We start from the raw sequence: 361 nt of genomic DNA, 5'->3' as shown, positions 1-361 counted from the left end.
GGGGCCAATGCCTCCATCAGTTTCGGTCTCCCGGTTCCCGCCGTGGACGGCAACGTTCTGCGGGTGTTTGCCCGGCTCTACAACGACCCCCGGCTGGTCACCGACCCGCAGGAGAAGCGGGAGTTCACGGCACGGGTCATGGAACACCAGCCGCCCGCAAAAGCCGGAGACTACAATCAGGCCCTGATGGAGCTGGGCGCGCTGGTCTGCCTGCCCAACGGCGCACCTCTGTGTGAGCAGTGCCCGCTGGGCACTCTCTGCCGGGCCCGGGCCGCAGGCACCGCCCTCTCCCTGCCCCAGAAAACGCCCCCCAAGGCCCGGCGCATCACACCGGTCACGGTGGCGCTGGTGCTGAACGAGG

1 pseudogene is annotated in these 361 nt (G+C 69.0%); it reads left to right on the top strand.

The window, feature by feature from the left end:
• Positions 1–361, top strand: a pseudogene (locus P0G09_RS16020) (A/G-specific adenine glycosylase); the annotation flags it as partial.

Origin of the sequence: Faecalibacterium sp. DFI.5.82 (assembly GCF_029076575.1) — a bacterium.
GTDB classification, from domain to species: Bacteria; Bacillota; Clostridia; order Oscillospirales; family Ruminococcaceae; genus Faecalibacterium; species Faecalibacterium duncaniae.
Note: the sequence above shows the minus strand (reverse complement) of the source record. Positions and strands in the feature narration are given on the sequence as shown.